Source organism: Cryobacterium arcticum (assembly GCF_003185895.1).
Lineage (GTDB): Bacteria > Actinomycetota > Actinomycetes > Actinomycetales > Microbacteriaceae > Cryobacterium > Cryobacterium arcticum.
The window spans coordinates 314,760-330,683 of sequence record NZ_QHLY01000012.1; the positions used below are offsets into that span (position 1 = coordinate 314,760).

Below are 15,924 nucleotides of genomic sequence, written 5' to 3' on the forward strand. Positions count from 1 at the left end.
TGGAGCCATGACAGATGCACCGTCCACCTCTTCGCCCGGCACCCCCTACGGTTCGACCGGGCAGCCCAAGCCCGCCGGCGGCGCCCAGTTCTTCGACTGGGTGCGCGGCCTCGGCTTCGTGCGCGGCCAGGACCGATGGCTGGCCGGCGTCTGCGGCGCCCTCGCGGCCCGCACCGGCCTCGACCCGCTGATCGTGCGCGGCATCGCCGTCGTGATCGCCATCCTCGGCGGCCCGATCTTCTTCCTCTACGCGGTGGGCTGGGCGCTGATCCCAGACGAGCGAGGACGCAGCCTGGTCGAACAGGCCGTGCACCAGGTCTTCGAGCCCGCCATGATCGCCGTCGGTGTTCTGCTGTTCTTCACCTTCATTCCGTGGATGCAGGGCATCTGGTGGCAGGGACCGCCGGAGGTGTGGGGTATGCCGGGTTGGCTCGAGGTGCTGCTGCGCACGAGCTGGGCCATCGGCCTCACCGTGGGCATCGTTCTGCTGGTGGTTTACATCGCCAAGCGGGTTCCCTCTCCGCGCACTCGCCCTGGGCAGCCCGGCGGCGGATACCCCAACGGCTACCCCAACGGCGGGTACCCGAACGGCGGCGCTCCATACGGCAGTGCACCCTCCGGCAATGCTCCCTCCGGCAGCGCTCCGCACGATGCCACACCGGCCGCCACCGACTCGGCGCCGATGCCAGCCGAGGGCAGTACGCCGACCAGCACCTTTGTGCCGCCCATCCCGCCGGTGCCGGAGCCGCCGGCACCCTCGTCGCCCGCTGGGGCAGCAGGCTTTGCTGCCACACCTCCGCAGCCCTCGCTGTGGGACGATCTGACCACCCGCGGAGCAAACTGGCAGACACGGTCGAACGGCCAGTCCGGTTCAGCACCATACGGTACCGCCCCGTACGGCACAGCCCCCTACGGCGCAGCCCCCTACGGCGCAGCCCCCTCCGGCAGCGCCCCGTACGCTTCCAGCCGCTTCGACTCCACCCCATACGGATCGAACCCGTACGCATCGACGCCCAAGTCGGCCAGTGCCAGCACCTTCGACCCGCAGATCTACCGCGAGCTGCACCGCCGCAAGCACCTGGGTGCCGGCTTCATCTCGGTGGTCGCCGGGCTCGCCCTCAGCACCGGCGCTGTCGCCGCATCCTTCGTCGCCGACGGAGCCTGGTCGAACACCGCCTACCTGGTGGGTGCGGCCGCCGCGCTCGCCGTGATCGCCGTGGGCATCATCGTCGCCGGCATCCGTGGCAAGGAGGGCGGCTGGCTGAACTTCTTCAGCATCGTGCTGGCCTCGACCCTGGTGTGGACCGCGTTCATCCCGGCCGGCACCGATTTTGTGACCTTCGGAGACCCCACCTGGGAGTACGACACCAGCGATCCCACCGGATTCGCCATGATTGCCGGAGCGCCCGTCATCGACCTCACCGCGATCGACAGCACCCCCTCCGCCACCGACCGAACCGTCGACATCTGGTTGGCGTTCGGTGACGTCGAGCTGGTGCTGCCCGACAACCGCACCGTCCTGGTCGAAGCCAGCAACCTGGCCGGCAGCATCGACTACGACACGACCGAAGCACCGGACGTCGACCGCCGCGGCGTGCTGGTCCACGACTCCCGAGTTGTGACGGAGGGCACCGGCACCGGCGTCACCACCGTGCGGGTGTGGAACGGCTTCGGCGAGGTCACCATCAACCAGCCGGCCGAGCCGGCCCTGCGCTAGGAGCACACACCATGACCGACAACACCGGCGCAAACGCCAACGCCAACACGAGTGGCAGCACGGACCCCGTCACCCAGCCCTACCCGGACAACACCACCGGGGAGAGCGCCGCCGATTCACATCCCACGGCGGCCACCACTCCGATTCCGCCGCAGGACCCGACTCCGCCGACTCAAACTCCGCCCGCCCCGGCGGCAGCCGTACCGGCGCCGCTGCCCAAACGCCGCCCCCTGTTCGCCACCATCCTGTGGGGCGCCCTGATGCTCGCCCTCGCGGCCTTCGTCGCGGCCCGAGAGCTGGTTCCGGGCGGCTTCGACCTGGTCACCTGGTTGCTCACGGCCGTCGTGGGCATCGGGCTGTTGCTGGTCGTCGCCGGTATCGCTGCCGCATCCCGCCGGGCCGGCTGACCGGCCGTCGTTTCGGTGGCGCACAGCCCTGCACCTAGGGTTGGTACAACACCGATCGGGGGGTCGCACATGGGGCAGGCAGCAGAACAGAACCAACCTGAGGTTGTCGGCCGGGCCCGCGCCCGCGACATCGCCGCGGTGGCGACCCTATGGCTGCCGGTGCTGGTGGTCGGCGTCACCGCGACCAGCTGGCTCGACCGGCTGCCGGCAGACCTGCCCAAGCAGTGGGGCCCGGATGGCGTGACCTCGACGGCTCCCACCTGGCTGCTGTTGCTCATCGCCGTCGTGCTCAGCCTGGCCGCGGCCGTCGGCTCCCTGCTCGCCCTGCCGGCCGGCGCCGCCCCCAACCGCCGCACGATCTTCCTGGCCAGCGGCTTCGTCGCCGGCCTGGCCGCCAGCGTCTGGCTAGTCTGTGCGGGATCGACCATCCTCGCGGGATCCGCGGAACCCGAGGTGGGCGCCTGGCCGCTACTGGCCATCCTGAGTTGCGGCTACGGCGGCATCGCCGCCCTGCTGGCCTCGCCGTGGTCGGCCCCGCCCCGCACCGCGGCCCTGCACGACGACGCCGCCACCGACGGCGCCGCCACCGACGGCGCCGCCACCGACGGCGCCGCGGACCTGTACGCCGACACCGAGGAAGCCTGGTCGAGCACCGAGGTCTCCCCGCTATTCGCGTGGCTTGCGGCGGCTCTCGGCCTGGGGGCCGTCGGCTTGCTGTTCGGCCCGCTGCTGGCCGGCGGCACCACCCCGGCCAAACTGATCGGTGCGGCCACCCTGGCCGTCATCGCCCTGGTCAGCGCGGCCTTCGCCCGGATCCAGGTCGGAATCGACGCCCGCGGTCTGCTGGTCTCCTCCGGCACACTCGGCATCCCTTTGCGCACCATTCCGCTCGCCGCGATCGACGCCGTGCACGCCGACTACCTCGAGGCCCTGCGCTGGGGAGGCTGGGGGTACCGGGTGATGCCGGGACGCTCTGCGGTGATCCTGCGCTCAGGCCCCGGACTCATCGTGAGCCTCACCAGCGGAAGCCAGTTCGCCCTCAGCCTCAAAGAGCCGGATGAACCGGCCGGGCTGCTCGCCGCACTGGCCAAACCCGCCTGACCGGCCCCGGTAGTGCCGCCGGTCAGACGGTTCGCGCGGATGCGGCCGAGCCGTTCTAGATGACGGGTGCGTGCACGACGCGGAAGACCTTGCTGATCACCGGTTCGGCATCCGTCAGTACCCAGTCGGGGTCCTCGAGGTGTTTGCGGATGGCCGGAACGAGCGTCTGCCAGTAGTCGTGGTGCATGGCATGCCAGTTCTCAAGCGAGGGAGACTCGCGCTGTGCCAGTTCCAGGGTGGCTTCCGCAACGGTGTGCTCGTGCACCTCGAGCACCTCGACGACGGCGACCCGGGTGTTCGCGGAATCGACGAGGGCGTATTCGGTGCCCACCTCGGGAAGCGGGTCAGCCGTCAGCTCGTAGGCCACGCGCAGGTTGGACGAGCCGGTCTTGTCGCCGCTCATCACCAGCGCAACCATCAGCTCGCGGAATTCGCCGGGTTCACCGAACACGAGCGGGGGAAGGGTGTCGATATCGGCAAGCATGGTGACTTTCTCTCGCGTCGCCCGCGAGTGCTCGCGCGGGTCGTGAGAAAAGTATAGAGAGCGCACGCAGCGCGCCACGCCACTGCCGAGCCGGTGTTTCCGGCTGCGGGAGCCACGGGGCGCTTGCCCGGAATGCTGCGCACGCTTACGCTGAAAAACCCACAGTCTCCGGAGGACGTTATGGCGACGATGACTCGAACACGAACCACCAAGACCGTGGTGGTGAAGATAGCTGTGGCCACGGAGGCCGTGCTCACGAAGGCCGTGCCCACGAAGGCCGTGCCCCAGAAGCCGGTCAGCACCTCCGCACCTCGCCCTCGCGCCGTGCGGCTGCGCCGCAGCAATACCTCGGGCGCCGGGTACGCCCGCCGGCGCTCCGGCCGCGGTTTCAGCTACCTCGATGCCGCCGGGCTGGTCATCGCCGACCCCGAACTACGCGCCAGGTTCGCCGCCCTGGCAATCCCGCCGGCCTGGAAGGAGGTGTGGATCGCGCCGTATGCCAACGGCCACATCCAGGCGACCGGGGTGGATGCCGCCGGCCGGCGCCAGTACCTGTACCACCCGGACTGGCGCCTGAAGCAGGACCGGGTGAAGTTCGCCCGCGCCCTCGAACTGGCCGAGTCGCTACCCAGGGCCCGCGGCTACGTGACCCGGTGCCTGCGCCAATCGGGAGCCACCCGGGAGCGCGCCCTGGCTGCCGCCTTCAGGATCCTCGATTCCGGTGCCCTGCGCATCGGCAGCGACCGGTACGCGGAGGAGAACGGCAGTCACGGCCTCACCACCCTGCAGCGCTCGCATGTGAGCGTCGAGGGCGACACAGTGCACTTCGCCTTTCCCGCCAAGAGCGGGCAGTCCTGGCAGAGCAGCCTGATCGATCCCGACGTGGCCGCCTTCGTGCGGGACGCGCCGGATGACTCCCCGGATGCGCCGTTCCTCGCCTGGGACGACGACGGCGAACCGCGCACGGTGTCGGCCGCCGACGTGAACGAGTTCATCAAGCTGCACACGGGAGGGGACTTCACGGCCAAGGACTTCCGCACCCTGCGCGGCACCATCGCGGCGGCGATCAGCCTGGCGAAGAACGGGCCGGAGGAGTCCAAGCGGGCCAGGGCCCGGGCGCTCACGGCGGCCATGCAGGCCGCGGCAGAAGTGCTCGGCAACACGCCCACCATCGCACGCACGAGCTACGTCGACCCGCGGGTGGTCGACGCCTTCACCGCCGGTGAGACGATCGATCCGGCTCGCGCTGCCTCCGCCGAGTCAGAGTTGCGCCGGCTGTTGCTGCTTTGACCCGGTTCGGTGGCATGATGCGTCTGACGCGTGCCGCCAGTCGAGGCAGCTGCGCGACGACGACGGGAGCATGAGATGGCATCGCGAAAGTGGAGCGACATGAACGGTGGGCAGAAGTTCGGCACGGTGGCGGGGGGAATCGTGCAACTCGTGCTCGCCGGACTCGCGTGGAGCGACCTGGCCCACCGGCCGGCTAAGAAGGTGAACGGTCCCAAGGGGGTCTGGGCGGCGGTCATCTCGATCAACTTCGCCGGACCGATCGCGTACTTCCTCGCCGGTCGCAAGAACTGACCAGCTGCCGGGGTACGCGTTAGTCGAGCACGTCACCGAGGTCGTAGGCGATCGGCGTCTCGAGCTGGTCGAAGGTACAGGAGCGGGCTTCGCGGTCCGGCCGCCAGCGGTCGAACTGCACGGTGTGCCGGAACCTGGCGCCCTCCATGTGGTCGTACCGCACCTCGAGTACCCGAGTGGGCTCGAGCCGCACGAACGATGTGTCCTTGCCGGCTGAGAACCTGCTCTGCTCGGTCTCTCCGGTCACAACGTCACCGGCATCGTCCCGCATCACCAGGGGTTCCAGCTCCTGCACCAGTTCCTGCCTGCGGGCGTCGCTGAACGCGGATGCGCCGCCCACGTTCCGCAGCTCGCCGTCGTCGTCGTAGAGGCCGAGCAGCAACGAGCCCACACCGTGGCCGCTCACATGCCGACGGTAACCGAGCAGCACAACATCCGCGGACCGGTGGTGCTTCACTTTGAACATCGCCCGCTTGCCCGGCGCATACGGCGCGGCGAGCGGCTTGGCGACGACGCCGTCGAGGCCGGCGCCCTCGAACTCGACCAGCCAGCGGCGGGCCAGGGCCACGTCCCGGGTAGTGCGGGTGAGGTGGATCGGGTCGCCCAGCCGGCCGACCAGGTCTTCGAGGGCGGCCCGGCGCTCGGCGAACGGCGTGTCGAGCAGGCTCACACCATCGCGGGAGAGCAGGTCGAACGCCACGAAGGTGGCCGGAGTCTCGTCGGCCAGTCGGCGGATGCGGGTGGCGGCGGGGTGGATGCGCTGCGACAGCTGCTCCCAGGAGAGACGTTCGTTGCCCGGTTCGCCCGCGCGCAGAACGATCTCGCCGTCGAGCACGCACGGTTCGGGCAGTTGACTCTCGAACGCGAAGGTGAGCTCAGGGAAGTACCGGGTGAGCATCTTGGAGCCGCGGCTGCCGATGGCGCTGGTGGTGCCGTCGAAGGAGACGATACTGCGGAACCCGTCCCACTTGGGTTCGTAGCTGAGGCCGCCCTCCACGCTATCCGGCTCGGGCACGGCGTCGACGGCTCGAGCGAGCATGGGGGAGACCGGGGCTGCGACAGACATGTCCCGATTTTGACCCTGTTGCGCCGGATCCGACAGTGCGCGCGGCAAAACGGCTCTTTATGCCGTTGGAGGCATCTAAATGTGAGGATGATGGACTGCATGAATCCCGGCACGAGTACGACCAACTTCCGCAGCGCCCGCGACCAGCTCCTCGCGCTGCGCAGCGATCACGCCGGCGCATCCGCCGCTTTCGTCTGGCCCGATGTGGGCGCCTCGTTCAACTGGGCCGTCGACTGGTTCGACGTGATCGCCACCGGTAACGACAAGACCGCGCTGTGGATCGTCGAGGAGGACGGCCGTGAGCTCAAGGTCAGCTTCGACGAGATGGCCACCCGCTCCGACCAGGTCGCCACCTGGCTCGTGCAGCACGGCGTGGCCAAGGGCGACCACGTCATGCTCATGCTCGGCAACCAGGTCGAGTTGTGGGAGACCATGCTCGCGATCATGAAGGTGGGCGCGGTCATCCTGCCCACCTCGACGGTGCTCGGCACACACGACCTAGCCGACCGGGTGCTGCGCGCCGGCGTGCAGCACGTGATCGCCAACGACGTCGACACGGCCAAGTTCGACGGCGTCGACGGCGCCTTCTCCCGTATCTGCGTCGGAACGCCCGCCGAGGGCTGGACCAGCTATGCCGACTCCACCTCCGCCGAGCCGACCAAGGTCGGCGTCGCCGTGGCCTCCACCGACCCGTCCCTGATCTATTTCACCTCCGGCACCACGAGCAAGCCCAAGATGGTCGTGCACAGCCAGGTCTCCTACCCGGTGGGACACCTCAGCACGATGTACTGGCTGGGCCTCCGCCCCGGCGACGTGCACCTGGCCATCAGCTCGCCCGGCTGGGGAAAGCACGCCTGGAGCTGCTTCTTCTCACCGTGGATCGCCGAGGCAACGGTCTTCATCTACAACTACTCGAAGTTCGACCCCGCCGCCCTCGCCGACCAGCTGCACCGGGCGGGCGTCACCACTTTCTGTGCGCCGCCCACCGTCTGGCGCATGCTGATCCAGGCGGATGTCGGCGCCAAGCCGGCGAGCCTGCGCGAGATCCTCTCGGCCGGAGAGCCGCTCAACCCCGAGGTGATCAGCCAGATCCAGCGCGCCTGGGGTTTGACCATCCGCGACGGTTACGGCCAGACCGAGACCACCGCGATCGTGGGCAACGTTCCCGGCTCGGTACTCAAGGCCGGCTCGATGGGCCTGCCGCTGCCCGGCGTGGCCGTGGTGTTGGTCGATCCGATCACCGGCGCCCTGGCCGAGGAGGGCGAGATCTGCCTGGACCTCACCTCGATCGCGGTGAACCTGATGAGCGGGTACCACGGTGACACCCGGCGGAGCGCCGAGGTGCTGCGTGACGGCTACTTCCACACCGGCGACGTCGCCAACCGCGACGACAACGGCTACCTCACCTTCATCGGTCGCACCGACGACATCTTCAAGTCCTCCGACTACAAGGTCTCCCCGTTCGAGGTGGAGAGCGTGCTGATCGAGCACCCCGCAGTGATGGAGGCCGCCGTCGTGCCCGCACCGGATGACACCCGGCTCAACATCGCCAAGGCCTATGTGGCCCTGGCGGCCGGGTGGGAACCCAACGCCGAGACCGCCCTCGCGGTGCTGCGGCACGCCCGCAACGGCTTGCCGCCGTACATGCGGGTGCGCCGGGTCGAGTTCTTCGAGCTGCCCAAGACCAACTCGGGCAAGATCCGCCGGGTCGAGCTGCGTGCCAGGGAGAACGAGGCCGCCGCGGCCAACGAGCGCCTGGCCGACGAATGGCGCGACGATCAGTTCCCCGAGCTGAAGAAGCGCTCCTAGCCGCCAGTCAGCGCGTGGTGCTGTGCTGGCTGGCCGCCTGGTCGAGCAGTCTCCGCACAGCGCGCAGCGGAATCTGCACCCAGGTCGGCCGGTTGCGGGTCTCGTAGACGCTCTCGTAGACGGCCTTGTCGAGCTCGAACGCGGCCAGTAGCGGCTCCTGGCCGGCCAGGGTGCCGCCCGAGCCGAGGTATCCAGACAGGAATGCGGCCCGCGCAGCCATCGTCCAGTCGACGGCGCGGCCCTCCACGACCGCCGGATCGCGCATCAGGATGGTCGCGCCGACGTAGGAGAACGAGCGCAGCATGCCGGCCACATCCCGCAGTGGAATGTCGGGAAGCGTGCGCTCGGCCAGCGGCCGGAGCGGTTCGCCCTCGAAGTCGATCAGTACCCAGCCGCGCCCCGGTGCGTCCAGCACCTGACCGAGGTGATAGTCGCCGTGGATGCGCTGCAGCCTCGGCCAGGTCGCCGCTTGGGCACGATTGAACACGGCGAGGATCGCATCGCGGTGCGCCGCCAGTTCCGGCACTTCCCTGGCCGCCAGCCGGTAGCGTTCGCGCATGCTGAAGCAGAGCTGGTTGACCACGTCGGCGGTGGCATCCACGGTGGGGAAGGCCAGGGCCAGGTCGCGGTGCACGGCGGCGGTCGCGACGCCGAGCGCGTGGGCCTGGGCCTCGAAGTCATGACCGGCCGCGGCGGCCTGAAGCGCGACCCGCCAGGCATCCTCGACACCGGGCAGGAACTCCTGGGCGAAGGCCAGGTGTCCGCTGTGCCGTTCGGACGAGAGCGGGTCAGACCACTCGCCAGAGACCGCGCCGATCGGTTCCGGCACAAACCGCGAACCGGCCCGCGCGAGCGCGGACTGCACGGAGACGTCGGGATTTTGACCATTGGCCACCACCCTGAAGATCTTGACGATCACGGGCCGGGCCGGCCGGCCGAAGCGGTCGGTGAGGTCGATGATGATCGAGGTGTTCGACTGCTCACCGCTGATCACCCGGCTGGCGGTGACCGACATGCCCGCCAGAGCGCCGGGGTCGGTCGGAGCGCCATCGAGGGTGAGCGCGTGCACCACGTCGCCGCTTGCGAGTACTCCAGATGGTGCGTCCTCGGTGGCCACGTGCCTCTCCGGCCGGGCCTCGCCCCGCACGGCGCCGCCGGTGACCATGAACGTCAGCAGAGCAGACGCGTACGCGGGGTCGTGAGTGGCGTCGTAGACGAACCACAGAGTGCCGTCCAGGTCGGTGCTCTGCCCGATCAAGCCGCCGGTGGCGGACTCCAGCGGGTACCGCCGCGCGGTGAGCGGCACCTGGTAGAGGGTGGAAAACCTGCTGGCCGTGTCGATGACGAGGTGGCTGGCGATGCGCACGTCGGCCGCATCCGTGGGCAACGACCACTGGCCGATGCTGCGCAGTACCGGGCTGTGCGCCTTGCCGGCGAACCACCGTTGGTGACCTGCCCAGTCGTCGAGTTCGGCGGGGAGGTCGATACCGGTGCCCGCGCTGGCATGCTTCATGCGCTCAGCGTAGCTCGACCTGCTATTCCGGGGGCGCCGAACGGGTATCCGACACGGATGCACTCAGCAACGACACCACCACGGTGTCGTTCTTGGTCGATTGCCGGCCGACCTCGGTGAAGCCCAAACGCTTGTGGAAGGCCAGCGATTCCGGGTTGGCCGGTCGCAGGTTCACCTCGCAGAACACGGTCTCGGTGCCGAGCGCCCTGGCCGCATCGAAGATCCCCGAGTAGATCAGGGCGCCGAGGCCCTGCCCGCGCTGGCCGGCGGCCACGACGATGCGGTCCACGTAGAGGAACTGCGCCGCCCGGGCGGAGAACCAGGTGTAGTTCTCGCTGGCGTAGTCGGCACCGGCGGCGAACAGGATCGCGAAGCCGAGCACGGTCTCGGGCTCGGTGTCGGCCACGACAGCCAGGGCGTTGTGGCTGCTGCCGAGGATCGCGGTGAGTTCGGCGACATCGAGGTCGTTCACGGCCGGTACCGCGGCGGAATTGAGAGCCAGCAGTTGGTGCGTATCGGTGTCGCGCACCCGGCGCAGGGACATCGGCCGGTCGGCAAGCTCTGGTGTCATGCCTCGACACTATCGGCCGCGCGAAGCCCGCTGCCGTGCTGCCGACGCGGCGCTGTACCTGCGCGGCTAGTCGTAGGCGCGCAGGAGTTGCCAGCTGCCCCGGCCGTCATCGTGCTGGATATCGAAGACGAGCGACGTGCCGTCATCGGCCGTGCCCTGGCAGCGCCATGCGGCAACGGGTTTGGGCGGGTGGGTGAGGAACTGCAGCAGCTCGTCGGGCAGGGACAACGCCTTGGTCAGCGGAGTGGGGGTGTCGGTCACCCGGAACCGGCGGGAGCGCCAGACCAGGCGCACGGGCGCCCCGGCGGGCGACATCCACACGGTGATGGATTCATTGATCAGACTCATGGGAGATTCCCTCGAACGATAGAACATATGTTCGAAGTTTACCTCAGACCCTCCGACAGTGCGAGGCCGAACTGCCACCGGAGCGGACTCGTGTGCGGCTCATAACATCGCCATAGCCGCCTCATAGGAACGTCCGGCTAGATGGACATCGTTGCGTTACCGATTGTTCATTTGGAGGACACCATGCTGCAGGCCGCGATCATCCTGATCGATCTGCTCTTCATCAGTCTGCTCACGTTCGGGCTGTATTTTCCGCGTCACCGTCGTCGTGACCTCGTCGTCGCGTACCTCATCGTGAACGTCGGCGTGCTCGCCGTGGCCCAGGTTCTGGCCTCGAGCACCGTCGGCGTCGGCCTCGGCCTCGGCCTGTTCGGGGTGCTGTCGATCATCCGGTTGCGCTCGAGCGAGATCGAGCAGCACGAGGTGGCGTACTACTTCGCCGCCCTCGCGATGGGGCTCCTGGCCGGCCTGAGCGCCGAACCCACCGTGCTCACCGTGGTGCTGATGGCCCTCATCGTGGCCGTGGTGTACTTCGGCGACAACCCCCGGCTGTTCCGCCGCTACCGGCAGCAGACCGTGGTGCTGGACGCCGCGTTCGCGGACGAATCCGCACTCATCGCCCACCTCGAGGGGCTCCTCGGCGCCCGGGTGCACGGTGTGCACGTGCGCACTCTCGACCTGGTCAACGACACCACCCTCGTCGACGTGCGCTACCAGGTGGGAGCACCGCGCTCCAGTCGCGCCGAACCCCTGGTGGCGCGCACCGGCGCCACCGCCGCCGGCGGAACCGCCGTTCTGCAGGAGACGGGCCGATGAGCCCGGCAGGCGCCGCGGTGCTCGACCCGTCGCTCGATGTCGCCCTCGCCGGCCTCGCGCCCATCGGCCTGGCCGAACTCACCGAACGGGCCAGCCTGCTCACCCGGATCGACCGCAAATACGTGTTGCCGCGCACCGAGCTCGAGGCGGTGCTGGGCGACCTCGATCCAGGAGTGCGGGTGCTCGACATCGACGGGGTGCGCTCCAGCGCCTACGAATCGGTGTACTTCGACACCCCGGAGCTCACCAGCTTCCTGATGGCCGCGCATCCCCGCCGGCGCCGGTTCAAGATCCGCACCCGCACCTACGTCGATTCGGCCGAGAGCTACCTCGAGGTGAAGACCAGGGGAGGCCGCGGCGTGACGGTCAAGGACCGCCTGCCCTACGCGGTCGACGACCGGGCAACGCTCACTCCCGAGGGCCGCCAGTACGCCGATTACGTGCTCGACGCGGCCGACATCACCGGAGCGGAAGGGCAGGAGCTGGCTCCGACGCTGATGACCCGCTACCTGCGCACGACCATGTTCCTGCCGCAGTCCTGCAGCCGGGCCACGATCGACACGGGCTTGTCCTGGTCGACCCTGTCGCCGGGGGACACCCCGGAAGAACGGCTGGACCTGCCCCGGGTGGCGATCGTCGAGACCAAGTCCGGGGCACGGGCATCCGCCGTCGACCGAATTCTCTGGGCACACGGCCACCGCCCCGCCACCATCTCGAAGTACGCCACCGGCATGGCCGCCCTGCACGGCGAGTTGCCCTCCAACAAATGGGCTCCCGTGCTGCGCCGGTACTTCCACTGACGCCCACGCCTGTCGTGCGCTCGCCCCCTCTCGTTTCTTGACCCTGACCGACCCCGATTGTGAGTACCCCATGAAGAATTCATCCCCCAGAGCCGCCGGCAGCCGCCGCTTCGGCGTGAAGGCCTGCACCTACCGGGTGTTGCCGTTCCTGGTGACCGCCGCCCTGCTGACCGGCTGCACCGCCGTCGCGTCGACCGGCTCCACCGGAACATCGACCTCGACGTCCAGCGACAGCACCGCCGTCGTCGCCATCGACGAGTCCACAACCGCCGCAGAGGTCCTCGCCGCCAACCAGGAGACCCACGACGACGACGCCGACTACGAATGGGAGGACGCCGACGTGGTGCCGGTCACCCTCGACGGTGACAGCGCGACGGTCGATTCCTCGGCGGCGGGCAGCGACGCGGTCACGATCTCCGGCAGCACTGTCACCATCACTGCGGCCGGCACCTACGAACTCAGCGGCACCCTCGACGACGGCCAGATCGTCGTCGCCTCCACCGGCGAGGGCACCGTGCGACTGATCCTCAACGGGGTCGAGGTCACCAACTCCACCGGGTCCGCTCTCGTCGTGACCGAAGCCGACGAAGCCATGATCGTGCTCGCCGACGGGTCGACCAACACTCTGGCCGACACCGACAGCTACGCAGAGGATGACGAGGCGAACGCGGCGCTCTACAGTGCGGCGGACCTCACCATCACCGGCACCGGATCCCTCGACGTGACCGGCAACGGCGCAGACGGCATCACCGGCAAGGACGGCCTGATCATCAACTCCGGCACCATCACGGTGACGGCGGCGGACGACGGCATCCGTGGCAAGGACTACCTGGTGATCGACGGCGGCACCGTGACGGTGACGGCGGGCGGCGACGGTCTGAAGTCGGACAACGAGGAAGACGCCACCCGTGGCTACATCTCGCTGACCGGTGGCACCGTCGACGTGACCGCGGATGGCGACGGCATGCAGGCATTCACCGACGTGGTCTTCTCCGGTGCCGATGTGACCGTGCTCGTCGGCGGCGGCAACACGGCGACGGTCTCCGACGACGTGTCGGCCAAGGGCGTGAAGAGCGGGGTGGTGACCGTCGTCGACGGCGGCACCCTCAGCGTCGACGCGGCGGATGACGCGCTGCACTCCGACGGCACCGTGCGGATCGCGTCGGGCGAGGTCACCCTCGCTTCCGGTGACGACGGCGTGCACGCCGACACTGCCCTGGACATCATCGGCGGCTCGACCACCGTCACGACCTCGAATGAAGGCCTGGAGAGCATGGCCATCAGCATCGGTGGCGGCACCGTCTCGGTCACCTCCAGCGATGACGGCCTGAACGCCTCCAGCGGCAGCAGCACCACCACGACCCAGGGTGGCGGCGGCGGCGGAATGGACTCGGATGGGGGAGAGACCATCACCATCACCGGCGGTACCACCGTGATCGACGCCGGCGGCGACGGATTCGACTCCAACGGCTCCGCGACCATGTCGGGCGGAACCCTGGTGGTGAACGGACCGACCGACAGCGGAAACGGCGCCCTCGACGTGAACGGCACCTTCACCGTCACGGGAGGCACCCTGCTGGCCGCCGGGAGCGCCGGAATGGCCGTGTCACCCGAGGCCGGATCTGCGCAGAGCTTCGTGGCCATCGCCCTGGACTCCGTGCAGGACGCCGGCACCACCGTGCAGCTGGTCGACAGCGCCGGAGACGTAGTGATGGCCTTCGAATCCACCAAGGAGTTCCAGTCGGTGGTGTTCTCCAGCGACGAGCTCGTCGACGGCGAGAGTTACAGCGTCTATGTCGGTGGAACGGCGTCCACCGAGGTGGCCGCCGGGGTGTACGCCGACGGCGACTACTCCGCAGCCTCGAACTCCAGCACAGTCACCGCCGGGGTGGCGGCGACCGGAACGATGGGCGGCGGTGGGGGCGGCGCCGGTGGTGGCGGACCCCGCTAACCGGCTCAGCACACAAGCTAGAGACCCGAACAGAACGGCCGGCCCTTCAGGGCCGGCCGTTTCGTGTGCCGGGGCGGTGCTGACGGACGGCGGCGGCGGCGCTACCATCGCGGCATGGTCCGCCTGTTGCTGCGCGCACTGGTCTTTCTACTCTCGGCCGCACTCGGGCTGTGGGTGGCATCGCTGGTGCTGCCGGAGCTCACCGTCACCCCGACCGGGTTCGTCACGGCGGTTGTCGTCTTCGCCGTCGCGCAGAGCCTGCTCACCCCGGTGCTCACCAAGATCGTGGCCCGTGGTGCCCCGGCCTTCCTCGGCGGCATCGGGCTGGTGTCCACCTTCGGTGCGCTCTGGCTCGCCTCGCTGTTGCCCGGGGGTATCACCATCCGGGGTTGGCAGACCTGGATCCTTGCCGCCCTGGTGGTGTGGCTGCTCACCACGGTGGCATCCCTGCTGCTCCCGTTGGTGTTCCTGCGGGGTGACTCGAAGCCCGGTCGGGCCGGCGGGGGCACCATGCCGCGAGGAGGGGCAGGGGGCTAGGTGCTCCGGGCGCTGCGGCTCAGCTGCGACGCAGTCCGAGGGCGGTCGCGGCCAGGCAGGCGGCGCACGCCGCGGCCAGGAGCGAGAGCATCAGCGGGTAACTGACGAAGTCGCTCAGGCTGGCGAAAGCCACCGGCAACAGGAACCCCACATAGGTGAGGCTGTAGTACACGCCGGTGATGCCGGCGAGGTCGGTCGGAGTGGAGATCCGCTGGATCTCTACGAGCCCAGCCACCACGGTGATGCCGTAGGCGGCTCCGAGCAGGATGCCGGTGACCAGGGCGAGCACGGGGGAGACCGTGATCGCTGTCGCCAGGGCGCTGAGCACACCGACGGTCATCAGGCCCATGCCCACCAGGAGCGCTTTGCCCCGGGTGAGGGAGTTGAGCCTGGACACCTGTGGCTGCACGAGCGCGCCGGTACCGAGGGTGACGACGGTCAGGAGGGTGGCGAAGGCGAGGTTGAGTTCGCCGAGCTGCGTCTCCACCAGCTTGGGCATCATGGCGTAGGCGATGCCGGCGGCGCCGAACACCCAGGGGGCGGTGGGCAGCACCACCCGCAGGAAGCGCCGGTGTCCGGCCAGTGGCACCTGCAGGTCGAGCCAGAGCGACCCGTGCACGCGGCTCCGCGGCACGGTTTCGGGTGCCTTCAGCAGGAAGGGCAGCACGAGCAGGCTGAGCAGGATGTGCACCAGGTAGGGCAGCAGGGTGGGAAGCGGCCCCCACTGGGCCAGCACCCCCGAGACACCGGCCCCCAGGCCGAAGCCGACGGTGAGGGTCAGCGCCGGTCGCCTGGCCCCAGCGGTCGGCCGGGCGACCCGGTCGAATGGGGCGCTGGAGAGCTCCTTGAGCCAGGCCGTGCCGACGGACATGGCCACGCCGACACTCAGGCCGGCCAGGAACCGGCCGAAGCAGATGACAACCTCGCTGGAGAAGCCCAGGCCGAGCAGGATGCTGGCCACGATGCCGGCGATCACGCCGACGAGCACGAGGGGCTTGCGTCCGTAACGGTCGGAGAGGGCACCGGCCAGCAGGAGACCGGGCACCAGTCCGACGACGTAAAAGCCGAGGAACAGGTCGGCCGTGACCGTGGAGTAATGACCGAGGGTCTCGTACATGTGCAGCAGGGGAGTGAAGTGGTTGCCGCCCCAGGCCATCACGAAGAGAGCGGGCGCGGCGAGTTGCCAGGCTGGGAGTGGGCGGGGGCTACGGCTGGTCATGGTG

16 protein-coding genes are annotated in these 15,924 nt (G+C 69.2%); 10 read left to right on the forward strand and 6 right to left on the reverse strand.

Going from position 1 to position 15,924, the window contains the following annotated elements; translation table 11 throughout:
* Positions 1 to 7: 7 nt before the first annotated feature.
* The 3 genes from CTB96_RS11155 (at position 8) to CTB96_RS11165 (ending at position 3,225) form a co-directional block, all read left to right on the forward strand.
* A complete protein-coding gene (locus tag CTB96_RS11155; protein ID WP_110126983.1) occupies positions 8 to 1,717 on the forward strand; it encodes a PspC domain-containing protein in 1,710 nt (569 codons plus the stop codon).
* Positions 1,718 to 1,728: 11 nt separating this feature from the next.
* Complete coding sequence (locus CTB96_RS11160; protein WP_110126984.1) at positions 1,729 to 2,124, forward strand: hypothetical protein; 396 nt, start codon at positions 1,729 to 1,731, stop codon at positions 2,122 to 2,124.
* Between the two features lie 69 nt (positions 2,125 to 2,193).
* The gene (locus CTB96_RS11165; protein ID WP_110126985.1) at positions 2,194 to 3,225 is read left to right on the forward strand and encodes a hypothetical protein; all 1,032 of its coding nucleotides are present in this window, start codon (positions 2,194 to 2,196) and stop codon (positions 3,223 to 3,225) included.
* Positions 3,226 to 3,280: 55 nt separating this feature from the next.
* On the opposite strand, the gene CTB96_RS11170 is transcribed toward CTB96_RS11165, so the two are convergent.
* A complete protein-coding gene (locus CTB96_RS11170; RefSeq protein WP_110126986.1) occupies positions 3,281 to 3,709 on the reverse strand; it encodes an ASCH domain-containing protein in 429 nt (142 codons plus the stop codon).
* 324 nt (positions 3,710 to 4,033) lie between these two features.
* Between CTB96_RS11170 and CTB96_RS11175 the strand changes: the two genes are divergently transcribed.
* Complete coding sequence (locus CTB96_RS11175; protein ID WP_110128438.1) at positions 4,034 to 4,999, forward strand: DNA topoisomerase IB; 966 nt, start codon at positions 4,034 to 4,036, stop codon at positions 4,997 to 4,999.
* A 75-nt stretch (positions 5,000 to 5,074) separates the two neighbouring features.
* A complete protein-coding gene (locus CTB96_RS11180) occupies positions 5,075 to 5,290 on the forward strand; it encodes a PLDc N-terminal domain-containing protein (RefSeq protein WP_110126987.1) in 216 nt (71 codons plus the stop codon).
* Between the two features lie 19 nt (positions 5,291 to 5,309).
* Here CTB96_RS11180 and CTB96_RS11185 read toward each other — a convergent pair whose 3' ends face one another.
* Positions 5,310 to 6,356: an ATP-dependent DNA ligase gene (locus CTB96_RS11185; RefSeq protein WP_110126988.1), complete on the reverse strand. Its 1,047-nt coding sequence runs from the start codon at positions 6,354 to 6,356 to the stop codon at positions 5,310 to 5,312.
* A 99-nt stretch (positions 6,357 to 6,455) separates the two neighbouring features.
* Between CTB96_RS11185 and CTB96_RS11190 the strand changes: the two genes are divergently transcribed.
* On the forward strand, positions 6,456 to 8,165 hold the full coding sequence (locus CTB96_RS11190) for an AMP-binding protein (RefSeq protein WP_110126989.1): 1,710 nt from the start codon (positions 6,456 to 6,458) through the stop codon (positions 8,163 to 8,165).
* Between the two features lie 7 nt (positions 8,166 to 8,172).
* Here CTB96_RS11190 and CTB96_RS11195 read toward each other — a convergent pair whose 3' ends face one another.
* From CTB96_RS11195 to CTB96_RS11205, 3 genes are all read right to left on the reverse strand, one after another.
* Positions 8,173 to 9,678 carry a maltokinase N-terminal cap-like domain-containing protein gene (locus CTB96_RS11195; RefSeq protein ID WP_110126990.1) on the reverse strand — a complete coding sequence of 502 codons (1,506 nt, stop codon included), beginning with the start codon at positions 9,676 to 9,678 and terminating at the stop codon, positions 8,173 to 8,175.
* Between the two features lie 22 nt (positions 9,679 to 9,700).
* On the reverse strand, positions 9,701 to 10,249 hold the full coding sequence (locus CTB96_RS11200; RefSeq protein WP_110126991.1) for a GNAT family N-acetyltransferase: 549 nt from the start codon (positions 10,247 to 10,249) through the stop codon (positions 9,701 to 9,703).
* A 66-nt stretch (positions 10,250 to 10,315) separates the two neighbouring features.
* The gene (locus CTB96_RS11205; protein ID WP_110126992.1) at positions 10,316 to 10,597 is read right to left on the reverse strand and encodes a hypothetical protein; all 282 of its coding nucleotides are present in this window, start codon (positions 10,595 to 10,597) and stop codon (positions 10,316 to 10,318) included.
* Positions 10,598 to 10,738: 141 nt separating this feature from the next.
* Here CTB96_RS11205 and CTB96_RS11210 point away from each other — a divergent pair, with 141 nt between their 5' ends.
* From CTB96_RS11210 to CTB96_RS11225, 4 genes are all read left to right on the forward strand, one after another.
* Complete coding sequence (locus CTB96_RS11210) at positions 10,739 to 11,413, forward strand: DUF4956 domain-containing protein (RefSeq protein WP_427846483.1); 675 nt, start codon at positions 10,739 to 10,741, stop codon at positions 11,411 to 11,413.
* Positions 11,410 to 12,213 (forward strand): polyphosphate polymerase domain-containing protein, encoded by an 804-nt coding sequence (locus tag CTB96_RS11215; RefSeq protein WP_110126993.1) that lies wholly within the window; start codon positions 11,410 to 11,412, stop codon positions 12,211 to 12,213. Before CTB96_RS11210 ends, CTB96_RS11215 begins: the two co-directional genes overlap by 4 nt.
* Before the next feature lie 70 nt (positions 12,214 to 12,283).
* Positions 12,284 to 14,164 carry a carbohydrate-binding domain-containing protein gene (locus CTB96_RS11220; protein WP_110126994.1) on the forward strand — a complete coding sequence of 627 codons (1,881 nt, stop codon included), beginning with the start codon at positions 12,284 to 12,286 and terminating at the stop codon, positions 14,162 to 14,164.
* Positions 14,165 to 14,278: 114 nt separating this feature from the next.
* Positions 14,279 to 14,701, forward strand: a complete 423-nt coding sequence (locus tag CTB96_RS11225) for a phage holin family protein (RefSeq protein ID WP_110126995.1) — start codon at positions 14,279 to 14,281, stop codon at positions 14,699 to 14,701.
* 19 nt (positions 14,702 to 14,720) lie between these two features.
* On the opposite strand, the gene CTB96_RS11230 is transcribed toward CTB96_RS11225, so the two are convergent.
* A complete protein-coding gene (locus CTB96_RS11230; RefSeq protein ID WP_110126996.1) occupies positions 14,721 to 15,920 on the reverse strand; it encodes an MFS transporter in 1,200 nt (399 codons plus the stop codon).
* Between the last annotated feature and the right edge of the window lie 4 nt (positions 15,921 to 15,924).

What these genes read in the sequence shown, in the direction of transcription:
- CTB96_RS11200 (WP_110126991.1), bottom strand. Translation starts at nt 10,249, where the DNA reads ATGACACCAGAGCTTGCCGACCGGCCGATGTCCCTGCGCCGGGTGCGC.
- CTB96_RS11205 (WP_110126992.1), bottom strand. Translation starts at nt 10,597, where the DNA reads ATGAGTCTGATCAATGAATCCATCACCGTGTGGATGTCGCCCGCCGGG.
- CTB96_RS11160 (WP_110126984.1), top strand. Translation starts at nt 1,729, where the DNA reads ATGACCGACAACACCGGCGCAAACGCCAACGCCAACACGAGTGGCAGC.
- CTB96_RS11155 (WP_110126983.1), top strand. Translation starts at nt 8, where the DNA reads ATGACAGATGCACCGTCCACCTCTTCGCCCGGCACCCCCTACGGTTCG.
- CTB96_RS11195 (WP_110126990.1), bottom strand. Translation starts at nt 9,678, where the DNA reads ATGAAGCATGCCAGCGCGGGCACCGGTATCGACCTCCCCGCCGAACTC.
- CTB96_RS11225 (WP_110126995.1), top strand. Translation starts at nt 14,279, where the DNA reads ATGGTCCGCCTGTTGCTGCGCGCACTGGTCTTTCTACTCTCGGCCGCA.
- CTB96_RS11210 (WP_427846483.1), top strand. Translation starts at nt 10,739, where the DNA reads ATGGACATCGTTGCGTTACCGATTGTTCATTTGGAGGACACCATGCTG.
- CTB96_RS11180 (WP_110126987.1), top strand. Translation starts at nt 5,075, where the DNA reads ATGGCATCGCGAAAGTGGAGCGACATGAACGGTGGGCAGAAGTTCGGC.
- CTB96_RS11185 (WP_110126988.1), bottom strand. Translation starts at nt 6,356, where the DNA reads ATGTCTGTCGCAGCCCCGGTCTCCCCCATGCTCGCTCGAGCCGTCGAC.
- CTB96_RS11220 (WP_110126994.1), top strand. Translation starts at nt 12,284, where the DNA reads ATGAAGAATTCATCCCCCAGAGCCGCCGGCAGCCGCCGCTTCGGCGTG.
- CTB96_RS11190 (WP_110126989.1), top strand. Translation starts at nt 6,456, where the DNA reads ATGAATCCCGGCACGAGTACGACCAACTTCCGCAGCGCCCGCGACCAG.
- CTB96_RS11170 (WP_110126986.1), bottom strand. Translation starts at nt 3,709, where the DNA reads ATGCTTGCCGATATCGACACCCTTCCCCCGCTCGTGTTCGGTGAACCC.
- CTB96_RS11230 (WP_110126996.1), bottom strand. Translation starts at nt 15,920, where the DNA reads ATGACCAGCCGTAGCCCCCGCCCACTCCCAGCCTGGCAACTCGCCGCG.
- CTB96_RS11165 (WP_110126985.1), top strand. Translation starts at nt 2,194, where the DNA reads ATGGGGCAGGCAGCAGAACAGAACCAACCTGAGGTTGTCGGCCGGGCC.
- CTB96_RS11215 (WP_110126993.1), top strand. Translation starts at nt 11,410, where the DNA reads ATGAGCCCGGCAGGCGCCGCGGTGCTCGACCCGTCGCTCGATGTCGCC.